The sequence below is a fragment of the Caulobacter sp. B11 genome (genome assembly GCF_002737765.1).
Classification (GTDB): Bacteria; Pseudomonadota; Alphaproteobacteria; order Caulobacterales; family Caulobacteraceae; genus Caulobacter.
Genome location: NZ_PEGG01000094.1, coordinates 1 through 9,426 on the forward strand (window position 1 = coordinate 1; position 9,426 = coordinate 9,426).

Sequence of the window (9,426 nt, forward strand, 5' to 3'; positions counted from 1 at the left end):
GGTTCGCGCGCCGCCTTGACCCTGGAAAGCCTGACGACCGGGCCTGGCCTGACCGGGCCGGTCGATCTTTCGGCCTTCCGCGCGCCGCTGGACGCGGACGCGCCGGCGGGACGGTTCGCGGCGCGACTGGCCCTGGACCTGACCGGCGTCACACTGGGGATGACTGTGGTTCGCGATGAGACGGGCGACACCGCCGCCGAGCGGGCGGCCCGGGTCACCTTGCCGGCCTTTGATTTCCTCTTCGTGCGTGACGATGCGGACCTGGTCCCGGTCAGGCGCGGCCTGATCGCCGGCGATCATCCGGCCTGGGATTGGGTGATCGAGCCAGGGCGGGTCTGGCGCGAGGCCGGCGATCAAGGATGGTTGCGGGCGGCCGTGCCGTTCGCGCTGCAGGAGCGCAACGCCAACTGTCTGCACAACGGCGTGCTGACCTTCCTGTTCAAGCCGGACGGATCGGTTTCCCGGGTGGCGTTGGAGATCGCCTCGGAAACCTGCGCCTACCTGAAGTTCGACGCCTGGGCCTCCGCGCCGGCGCGCTTGACGCCGACGGCGGCGACGCAAGCCGACGCCGTCATCGCCGCCTGGCGCGCCGAGGTCGCCGTGCGCCTTCCCGTCCGCCCCCTTGACCAGCTGGCTCGGCTGCGCCCGGACGTGAACCTCGCCGCCTTTTCGCTGGCGGCGCCGAACGACGGCGATCCACCAACGGCCTTTGGTCTGGTCGTCGACGGGGTTCACTATGCCAGCGCCTGTCAGACCCGACATGGCGACAATCCCTATTGCGAGGTTCTCGACCTCCCGTCCTATTCGACGGCTAAGTCGATCGTCGGCGGGGTCGGCCTGATGCGGCTGGAAGCCCTGCATCCAGGCAGCGCCGGGGCCATGATCCGTGACCATGTTCCGCCCTGCGCCCGCGACGCCTGGAGCGACGTGACCCTGGCTCACACGCTCGACATGGCCTCCGGCCTCTACGGCTCGCCGGTCTTCGAGGCCGACGAGAACGCGCCGGCCGGACAAATCTTCTTCGACGTGGAAGACCATGCCGCGAAGGCGGCCTTCGCCTGCGGCCAGTACCCGCGCCGCACCAGACCCGGAACGCTCTTCGTCTATCGCACGGCGGACACCTACCTGCTGGGAACAGCCATGGCCGACATTCTTCGGCGGGCGGGCGAGGGCGATCTCTATGACGACCTGGTCGCTCCGCTCTGGCGCGCGCTCGGCCTTGGCCAGACCATCATGGGAACCCGTCGAACCTATGACGCGACGCGCCAGCCCTTCACCGGCTGGGGTCTCACCTATCATCGCGACGACATCCTGCGCATCGCCCGCTGGTTGGACGAGGGCGGCGTGATTGACGGGCGGCCGTTGCTGGATCCGACGCTGCTGGCGGCGGCGCTTCAGAGGGATCCGGCCCAGCCGGGCCTGCCGGCGGGCGGACCGACCTATCGCTACAAGGGCGGATTCTGGGCCCGGAACATCGGCGATGCGCTGGGCTGCGCGCGCCCGGTCTGGACGCCGTTCATGTCGGGCTATGGCGGCATCTCGGTCGTGCTGCTGCCGGGCGGGGTCACCTACTACTATTTCGGCGACAGCGGCGTCTATGACTGGGCTCCGGCCGCCGTCGAAGCCGGCAGGATCAGGGATTTGTGCGCATGACCGATGACGTTCACTCCGCGCCGGCCCGGCGCCGTGGCCTGCCGACGGTTCCCGAGAACAGCCTGATCGCCAGCGTGTTGCTGTCCTTTCTGGCGACCGCCGGCCTGTTCTACGTCAACATCATGGCCGCCCTGGTCGATGGCCTGATCAGCGGGGCGGGCCTGAGCGCCAAACAGGCGGGACTGGTCGCCTCGGCCAATGTCTATGGCGCGGCCCTCGGCGCGCTGACGGCGGTGTTCATCATCCGCAGACTGCCCTGGCGGCCAACGGCGGTGACGGTGTTGCTGGGCTTGATCGCCATCGATCTAATTTCGACCCTGGTGACGGGCCCCGAACTGCTGATCGCCGTGCGCTTCGCCCACGGCCTGATCGGCGGCCTTCTGGTCGGGGTCGCCTTCGCGGTCATCGCCCGGACGAAGACCCCGGACCGCACCTTCGGCATGTTGCTGGTCGTGCAGTTCGGGCTGGGGGGACTGGGCCTGATGTTCCTGCCGCGATTGGTGCCGGTGTTCGGTCCGGGCGTGCTGTTTGTCGCCCTGGCGGCGTTCAGCCTGGCGACCCTCGCCATGGTTCCGTTCCTGGGCGCCTACACGGCCGCGCGGAAAGTCGTGACCGACGGCGCCAAGCCGCCGCCCGTCTGGATTCCCCTTGGTCTGGTGTTCACGGCGATCTTCCTGTTTCAGGCCGCCAACATGGGATTGGCCGCCTACATCATCGGACTGGGCAAGGCGGCCGGACTTCCGCTCAAATTCATCACCGACACTCTGGGCGCGGCCAACTGGATCGGCGCGCTGGGGTCGGTCATCGTGGTGGTCATGGGCGTAAGGCTTGGTCGCTTCTGGCCAATCGTGGCCGGTCTGGCGCTCACCCTGGCCGGCACCTGGGGGTTTCATTTCAGCCATTTGCCGTGGGTCTATCTGATCGCCAACATCGGCACGGCGATCACCTGGGCCTTTGTCATCCCCTATCTGCTCGGCATGAGCGCGGCCTTCGACAAGGCTGGACAGATGGCCGCCCTGGCGGGATTTTTCTCGAAGATGGGTCTGGCGTCCGGACCCGCCCTGGCCGCCTTCGTCGCCGCCGGCGGCCAGTATGACGGCCTGATCAACCTATCGGTTCTGGGCCTGGCCCTCAGCGGCTTCGCCGCCGCGGCGCCGGCCCTGTTGCTCGATCGACAGCGCCCTTCGGGCTGACCGATCCTGCCCCGGCGCTCGCCGGCCTTCCTTTTTCAGATTTTCCTTCAGGAGTGCATTCCCATGTCCGCCAACGCTGACCTGTTGACCCGTCGGCTGGCCGCTGTGCCGCGCGGCGTTTCCACTGGCACGGCCATCTTCGCGGCCCACGCCGAGAACGCCGAACTTTGGGACGTAGAGGGCCGCCGCTACGTCGATTTCGCGGGCGGGATCGCCGTCCTCAATACCGGCCATCGCCACCCGAAGATCATGGCGGCGGTGCGCCGCCAGCTCGACGCCTATACCCACACCGCCTTCCAGGTGGTGGCCTATGAGCCCTATATCGCCCTGGCCGAACGGCTGAACGCGCTGGCCCCGTTCGACGGACCCGCCAAGACCATCCTGTTCACAACAGGGGCCGAGGCGGTGGAGAACGCCGTCAAGATCGCCCGAGCGGCCACGGGTCGCTCGGCGGTGATCGCCTTCACCGGCGGCTTCCATGGACGGACCATGCTGACCATGGCGATGACCGGCAAGGTCGCGCCTTACAAGCGCCTGTTCGGCCCTCTGCCGGCCGAGGTTTACCACGCGCCGTTCCCTGTTCCGCAGTATGGCGTCAGCGTCGAGGACAGTCTGAAGGCGCTGGAATTCCTGTTCCGGGCCGACGTCGAACCCGAGCGGGTGGCGGCCATCGTCATCGAGCCGGTGCAGGGGGAGGGCGGCTTCCAGCCCGCGCCGCCCGAGTTGCTGAAGGCGCTGCGCGGCCTCTGCGATCGCCACGGCATCCTGTTGATTTCCGACGAGGTCCAGGCCGGGTTCGCCCGTACGGGCAAGATGTTCGGCATTGAACACAGCGGCGTCCAGCCGGACCTGATCACCGTGGCCAAGGCGCTGGCCGGCGGCTTCCCCCTGTCGGGCGTGATCGGCAAGGCGGCGATCATGGACGCGGCCGAGCCGGGCGGTCTGGGCGGCACCTATGCCGGTCCGCCGATCGCCTGCGCGGCGGCCCTGGCGGTTCTGGACGTGATCGCCGAGGAAAAGCTGATGCAACGCGCCGACGCCCAGGGCGCCCGCATCCGCGGGCGGCTGGCGGCCATGAGCCAGCGCAATGACCTGGTCCCGATCGCCAATATCCGGGGGCCGGGGGCGATGATCGGCTTCGACATCCTGCGGTCGCGGGACGGCGACCCGGACGGCGCCGAGGCCAAGGCGGTCACGGGGCGAGCGCTTGAGAAGGGACTGATCCTGCTGTCCTGCGGGGTCTATGGCGAGACGATCCGCCTGCTGGCGCCGTTGACCGCCCCGGACGAGATCCTTGATGAGGGCCTGGATATCCTCGAAGCCGCCCTGGAGCGTCAGTCGTGAGTGAGCGCTACGATCCCGCCGAACGCGACCGCCTGGCGCTGAAGCGGCCCGACCTGCTGCGGGAAGCCGCCTGGATCAACGGCGCCTGGGTGACCGCGCCGGCCGTCATCGCCGTGACCAATCCCGCGACGGGCAGGGTGCTCGGCCACGTCCCCGCCCTCGGTGAGGCGGAGACCCGCGACGCCGTCGCCGCCGCGGAGGCGGCCTTCCCGGCCTGGGCCGCCCGGGCCGCCAAGGAGCGGGCGGCGATCCTGCGGCGCTGGTTCGAGCTGATCATCGCCCACCGGGACGATCTGGCCCGGTTGATGACCGCCGAGCAGGGCAAGCCGCTCGCCGAGGCCCAGGGCGAGGTGGCCTATGCCGCCGGCTTCATCGAGTGGTTCGGCGAAGAGGCCAAGCGCGCCTATGGCGAGGTGATACCCGGCCACCAGGCCGACAAGCGCATCGTCGTGCTCAAGCAGCCCGTGGGCGTCGTCGCCGCCGTCACGCCGTGGAACTTTCCGGCGGCGATGATCACCCGCAAGGTCGGTCCGGCCCTGGCCGCCGGCTGCACCGTGGTGCTCAAGCCCTCGGAGCTGACCCCGTTTTCGGCCCTGGCCCTGGCCTTGCTGGGCGCCGAAGCCGGATTGCCGGCCGGCGTCTTCAACATCGTCACCGGGCCGCCGGCGCCGATCGGCGGGGTCCTGACCACCGACCCCCGGGTGGCCAAGTTCACCTTCACCGGTTCGACCGCGGTCGGAAAGATGCTGGCCGCCGCCTGTATGGGCACGGTCAAGCGCGTCTCGCTGGAGTTGGGCGGCAATGCGCCGTTCATCGTCTTTGATGACGCGGACCTGGACGCGGCCGTCGAGGGCGCCATCGCCTCGAAGTTCCGCAATACCGGCCAGACCTGCGTCTGCGCCAATCGTCTGCTGGTCCAGGCCGGGGTCTATGACGACTTCGCCGCCCGGCTGACGAAACGGGTCAAGGCGCTGAGGGTCGGCGACGGCCTTGAGGGACCGACCGACCAGGGGCCGTTGATCAACGACGCGGCCGTCGAGAAGGTCGAGCGTCATATCGCCGACGCCATGGCGGGCGGGGCCCGGATCCTGACCGGCGGCGCGCGCCTGGCCGAGATCGGAACCCTGTTCCAGCCCACGGTCCTGGCGGATGTGCCGGTCGAGGCCTTGCTGAACCGCGAGGAGACCTTTGGACCCGTGGCCGGACTGGTCCGGTTCGCGACCGAAGCCCAGGCCCTGGCCATCGCCAACGATACCCGGGCCGGTCTGGCGTCCTACGTCTTCACGCGCGATCTGAGCCGCGCCTGGCGGATGGGGGAGGGCCTGCACTATGGCATGGTCGGCCTGAACACCGGGATGATCTCGACCGAGGTGGCGCCCTTCGGCGGCGTCAAGGAGTCAGGGCTTGGTCGAGAGGGGTCCCACTTCGGTCTCGACGAATATCTCGAGCTGAAGATGATGTGCATCGGGATGGAGTAGCGCCCTGTCGGACTTCCGCCAGCAATGACGACGTTTTGCTTTCGGTGGCCGCTGTGGCCAACACGCCCAGCCTCGTCAGCTCGGTCGGAAATCTCATGGTCCCTGATTGGCACTGGCTGCGGAACGCACAGGCATTTGTGGGCAGAGCGAAAACGCCGTTGCGATCCGTCGTCGCAACGGCGATCGCGGCCGCATAGCTCGGGGGATCGCCGATCGGCTGTCGGAGCGCTCCGAGAACGCTTAGAGAGCGACTTCCGTAAAACGCACCGGGAACCTGTAACGGGCCAAAAGTCGGCTCTCACTTTGCTCCAATTTTCCCGTTGATTTTAAAGGGGAAAATTGGAGCGGGCGGGGGGAATCGAACCCCCGACATTCTGCTTGGGAAGCAGACGCTCTACCTCTGAGCTACGCCCGCCTGGGAGGATCGCCCGGCGTCGGGTTCGTCTAGCGGGTCCGGCGCGGTTGCTCAAGGCCTGACGCGGTTTTCCGTGTCGCCGGCTCAGCCCTCGATCAGGCTGGTCCGCTCGTCGGCGGTCAGGGGGCGCCAGTGGCCCTCGGGCATGTCGCCCAGGGTGACGGTGCCGACCCGGACGCGGAACAGGTCGACGACCTTGAGCTCGACCAGTTCGCACATCCGGCGGATCTGGCCTTCGCGGAGCACGATGCGCAGACGCTGCTCGCTGATCAGGTCGACCTCGGCGGGCCGCAGCTGCCGCTCGTCCAGTTCCAGGCCGTGGCGAAGCAGGTCGATCTTCTCGTCGGTCAGTTCACCCATCACCGCGACGCGATATTCCTTTTCCAGCTGCGAGCCAGGGCCGATCACCGCCTTGGCCAAAACGCCGTCCTCGGACAGGATCAGCAGGCCGCGAGAATCCATGTCCAGGCGGCCGACCGGGGCCAGCCGGGTGTCCCAACCGGGGAAGGTCGGGCTTTCGCCCCACAGGGCGTCGCGGGTCAGCAGGCGCACGGCCGGCACCTGGCCGGGATCGGGCTGGGACGAGACGTAGCCGGCCGGCTTGTGGATCACCACCGACATCTGGGAGTCCAGGCTGGCCTGGGCGTCGTCATTGAGCACCAGGGTCTGGCCGGGCTCGATCTTGCGGCCGACGTCGTCGACCCGCTGGCCGTCGATCGAGACCAGGCCGCGGGCGATCAGAGCCTCGGCCTCGCGCCGCGAGCATACGCCGCTCTGGGCCAGCCAGCGATTGACCCGCTGGGGTTCGGCGTCTTGGTAGGTTCGGGTCCAGGCCATGTCGGTGTCCAGGCGCGCGACAGCGCGGCGGGTCTGTCTAGAGCCGAGCGGGCCCCGGCCGCAAGGCCGGGCAGGCAACTAGCCCTCGGCCAAGGCCCGGGACGGCGACGCGACGGGGGACTCGAGCGCCTCGACCAGGGTGTCGATCAGATGATCGAGGCTGATCGGCTTGGTCACGAAGGCCTCGACGCCGATTTCGCGCCACTGGTCGCGATGCTCCGAAAGGGCGTTGGCGGTGAGGGCGATGACCGGGGTGCGGGCGTTGACGCCCTGGCTGTCGCGCAGGGCCATGGTCGCCTCGATCCCACCCATGACCGGCATCTGCATGTCCATCAGCACGACGTCGAAGGCGGTCGCGGCGCAGAGGTCCAGGGCGTCGCGCCCATGGTCGGCCAGGGTGATCAGGCAGCCGAACGGCTCCAGCAGCAGGCAAATGATGCGCTGATTGGTCGGATGATCCTCGACCAACAGCACCCGGGCCCCGTCAAGACGCGTCACGCCCCGGTCGAGGTCGGTCTCGACGCTGCTGGCCGGGACAGCCTCGTGCAGGGGCAGGCGCAGCCGGAACGTCGCCCCCTCGCCGAGGCGACTCGTCACGTCCAGGGTCCCGCCCATGGCCTGGGCCAGCGAGCGGCTGATGCTGAGGCCAAGCCCGGTGCCATGCTGGCGCGCCGCGCCGGCGCCGGCCTGCTCGAAACTGACAAAGACCCGCTCGACCTCGTCGGGCGACAGGCCGCAACCGGTGTCGGAAACGTCCAGGGCCAGGCAGCCCTGCTCGACCTGCGCCTGGACCCGGATGGCGCCGTGCTCGGTGAACTTGACGGCGTTTGACAGCAGGTTGCCGAGGATCTGCTGGATCCGTAGCGGATCCACCAGCACCCGGGGCGGCAGGTCGTTGATCTCGACCTCAAGGGTCACGCCCTTTTCCGCGGCGCGGGGGGACCAGAGCTGGACGCCGGAGCGGATCCGCGCGGCCAGGTCGACCGGCGCGGGGGAAAGGTCGATCTTGCCCGACTCGATCTTCGACAAATCGAGCACGTCATTGACCAGGCCCAGCAGCATTTCGCTGGCGTTGGTCAGCATGGCGACATGCTGCTGCTGGCTGTCCGACAGCGGCGAGCGATCCAGCAGGGTCGCGGCGGCGACCACGGCGTTCATCGGGGTGCGGATCTCGTGGCTGATCGTGGCGAGGAAGGCCGACTTGGCGGCGTTGGCCTGTTCGGCTCGCGTCCGCTCCGCGCGGGCCGAGTCGCCCGCCTTCTGCAGATTGGCTTCATTGGCGATGGTGCGGCCGACGGCGACCCTCAGATGCAGGATGTAGAGACACCCCGCGGCCGTCACCATGCCGTTCAGCAACAGGTCCCGCTCGGGGCTGACGATTGCGCCCAGCAGGGGAAGGCCCAGGAGATAGGCGCCGTGCGGGATGACGGCGGCGAACAGCATGCGCGGCACGCTGTACATGTGAAGGGCCACGTTCAGCAGGCCGCCGGCAGGCTGAACCATCGCGAACATCTTGCCCGCGTCACCGCCGGCGAACCAGGAATAGACCGTGATTGAGGAATAGATGGTGGTGTTGAACGCCGAATAGCCGACCAGCAGCCACTCCTCGCCGGGCGAAACCACATGATCCGGGGATTGGCGAAGGGGTCTGAACAGCCACCAGTCGAGGGCCTGGGTGACCATCACGACACCGAACCAGACGGCCGGCCAGGCGGTGCGGGTCAGGACGGTCACGGCCAGCCCGACGAAAAGGGCCAGGGCCATGCGGACCGGCAGCTCCTTGGCCCGGGTCAGCGCGATCGCGCGATAGCGGTCAGACATTGTCATCTTGTGCTTAAGCTGCCGCCAACGGCTTAATTTTTTGCAAGTTTTTCAGGGCTGTCCCGACACGCAAGGCGCTTGTGACCCAGATTGAGCAGAGAAACCTCGCCGGTAGGCGCCCGGCGACAGTCCGACACGGCGCTGAAACTGGTGGCGAAGCGCCGCCGCCCCGCTCAAGCCCACCACCGCCGCAACAACCTCCAGGGTGAGGCGAGAGGTCTCGAGAAGCTCCCGGGCGCGCGTCACCCGCGCGGCGGCGATCCACTCGCCGGGCGGCGCGCCGGTGGCGTCCTTGAAGCGACGAATGAAGCTGCGCGGACTCATGGCGGCGTCGCGGGCCAGGGCCTTGATGGTCAGGTCCGTGTCCAGGCGGTGGGGCAGGGCGGCGATCAGTACGGCCAGGCGGCTGTCGGCGAGGGCGGACACGGGCGCCTCGATGAACTGGGCCTGGCCGCCGTCGCGATGCGGCGCGATCACCAACCGCCGCGCCACCTGATTGGCGACCTTGGGGCCGAAGTCCCGGCGAACCACGTGCAGGCACAGATCGAGCCCGGCCGCGCTGCCGGCCGAGGTCAGGATCTGGCCGTTGTCGACATAGAGAACATTGGCGTCGACCCGAATCTTGGGAAAGTCCGCCGCCAGACGCGCGGCATGGCGCCAGTGGGTGGTCACGGTCAGGCCGTCC

At 68.6% G+C, this 9,426-nt stretch carries 7 protein-coding genes and 1 tRNA gene; 4 read left to right on the forward strand and 4 right to left on the reverse strand.

The features are described from left to right. From CSW58_RS05385 to CSW58_RS05400, 4 genes are all read left to right on the forward strand, one after another. Positions 1-1,653, forward strand: a 1,653-nt coding sequence (locus CSW58_RS05385) for a serine hydrolase (RefSeq protein WP_143755091.1), incomplete at its 5' end; no start/stop codon positions are given. After that, positions 1,650-2,846 carry an MFS transporter gene (locus CSW58_RS05390; protein WP_201721584.1) on the forward strand — a complete coding sequence of 399 codons (1,197 nt, stop codon included), beginning with the start codon at positions 1,650-1,652 and terminating at the stop codon, positions 2,844-2,846. The genes CSW58_RS05385 and CSW58_RS05390, both read left to right, overlap by 4 nt. Before the next feature lie 63 nt (positions 2,847-2,909). After that, positions 2,910-4,190: a 4-aminobutyrate--2-oxoglutarate transaminase gene (gene gabT, locus CSW58_RS05395; protein WP_099446600.1), complete on the forward strand. Its 1,281-nt coding sequence runs from the start codon at positions 2,910-2,912 to the stop codon at positions 4,188-4,190. After that, positions 4,187-5,668: an NAD-dependent succinate-semialdehyde dehydrogenase gene (locus CSW58_RS05400; protein ID WP_304441631.1), complete on the forward strand. Its 1,482-nt coding sequence runs from the start codon at positions 4,187-4,189 to the stop codon at positions 5,666-5,668. Before gabT ends, CSW58_RS05400 begins: the two co-directional genes overlap by 4 nt. A gap of 340 nt (positions 5,669-6,008) precedes the next feature. Here CSW58_RS05400 and CSW58_RS05405 read toward each other — a convergent pair. The 4 genes from CSW58_RS05405 to CSW58_RS05420 all read right to left on the reverse strand — a co-directional run. After that, positions 6,009-6,083: transfer RNA gene (locus CSW58_RS05405), tRNA-Gly, on the reverse strand. An 84-nt stretch (positions 6,084-6,167) separates the two neighbouring features. Then, positions 6,168-6,920: a pseudouridine synthase gene (locus CSW58_RS05410; RefSeq protein WP_099446601.1), complete on the reverse strand. Its 753-nt coding sequence runs from the start codon at positions 6,918-6,920 to the stop codon at positions 6,168-6,170. Positions 6,921-6,998: 78 nt separating this feature from the next. Beyond that, a complete protein-coding gene (locus CSW58_RS05415) occupies positions 6,999-8,741 on the reverse strand; it encodes an ATP-binding protein (RefSeq protein ID WP_161494569.1) in 1,743 nt (580 codons plus the stop codon). A gap of 51 nt (positions 8,742-8,792) precedes the next feature. Continuing rightward, on the reverse strand, positions 8,793-9,426 hold a 634-nt coding region (locus CSW58_RS05420), incomplete at its 5' end, for a helix-turn-helix domain-containing protein (protein ID WP_143755092.1).

Bases quoted from the DNA above. Each gene is read 5' to 3' on its own strand.
- gabT (WP_099446600.1), top strand. From the start codon at position 2,910: ATGTCCGCCAACGCTGACCTGTTGACCCGTCGGCTGGCCGCTGTGCCG.
- CSW58_RS05410 (WP_099446601.1), bottom strand. From the start codon at position 6,920: ATGGCCTGGACCCGAACCTACCAAGACGCCGAACCCCAGCGGGTCAAT.
- CSW58_RS05390 (WP_201721584.1), top strand. From the start codon at position 1,650: ATGACCGATGACGTTCACTCCGCGCCGGCCCGGCGCCGTGGCCTGCCG.
- CSW58_RS05415 (WP_161494569.1), bottom strand. From the start codon at position 8,741: ATGTCTGACCGCTATCGCGCGATCGCGCTGACCCGGGCCAAGGAGCTG.